Raw genomic sequence first — 905 nt, 5'->3', positions numbered from 1 at the left:
CCGAATGTCAGCCTTGAGTGCCATGGCCCAGAACTCCTTACGCCAGTTTTGCGGTCGCTGTGGCCCGCCCGAAGATCTTCTTTCCGCCTGCGGTCGCCGAGATGGCGATGGTGACCAGTTTCTGCTCGGGATCCACGGACTTGACGCGTCCGTTGAAGACGATCTCGGCGCCCACACCGTCGTTGGGAACAGGCACGACGGCGGTGAACCGGACGTTGTACTCGGTCACGGCAGCCGGATCGCCGACCCATTCGGTGACGTAGCCGCCGCCGACGCCCATGGTCAGCATGCCGTGGGCGATCGCAGTGTCGAGACCGACCTGCTTGGCGATCTCGTCGTCCCAGTGGATCGGGTTGAGGTCACCGGACACGCCGGCGTAGTTGACCAGATCACCACGGGTCAGCGGGATCACGCGCTCGGGAAGCGTGTCACCGACCTTGACCGAACTGAATTCGCGCAGCGCCATCAGTTAAAACCCTCTTCTCCGTCACCCGCACGCCCGGCCAGGGTCGTGTAGGCCTCCTGGACCACGTCACCTTTGTCGTCGGTGATGATGTTCTTGGTCACGATGATGTCGGTGCCGTGCGCCTTGCGCACGGAATGCACATACACGTCGCAATAGAGCTTGTCCCCCGCCTTGACCGGCTTGAGGAACTTGAGCTCCTGATCGACCTGGACGATCTGAGCGTCCTGGATGCCGATCTCGGCCCACTCGAAGAAGGCCCACTGCGCCTGGTATCCGAAAATGCAGATAAAGGTCAGCGGTGCCAGCAGCGAGTCGTGCCCCAGCTCGGCTGCGGCAGCCTCGTCGAAGTAGTAGGCATCGTTGTTCTTGACCGCGGTCGCGTGCTCGCGGATTTTCTCGCGCCCGACCTCGTAGTGCTCAGGATGCCTGTAATGCATCC

2 protein-coding genes are annotated in these 905 nt (G+C 62.2%); both read right to left on the bottom strand.

What is annotated here, in order from left to right; genetic code table 11:
* Positions 1 to 37 precede the first annotated feature (37 nt).
* Complete coding sequence (gene hadB, locus IMZ11_RS42630) at positions 38 to 466, bottom strand: (3R)-hydroxyacyl-ACP dehydratase subunit HadB (RefSeq protein ID WP_003881825.1); 429 nt, start codon at positions 464 to 466, stop codon at positions 38 to 40.
* On the bottom strand, positions 466 to 905 hold a 440-nt coding region (gene hadA / locus IMZ11_RS42625; protein ID WP_216615711.1), incomplete at its 5' end, for a (3R)-hydroxyacyl-ACP dehydratase subunit HadA. The genes hadB and hadA, both read right to left, overlap by 1 nt.

Origin of the sequence: Microtetraspora sp. AC03309 (assembly GCF_020826795.1) — a bacterium.
Lineage (GTDB): Bacteria > Actinomycetota > Actinomycetes > Streptosporangiales > Streptosporangiaceae > Microtetraspora > Microtetraspora glauca.
The sequence above is the reverse complement of the archived record's forward strand: the minus strand, read 5'-3'. Positions and strand labels throughout refer to the sequence as shown.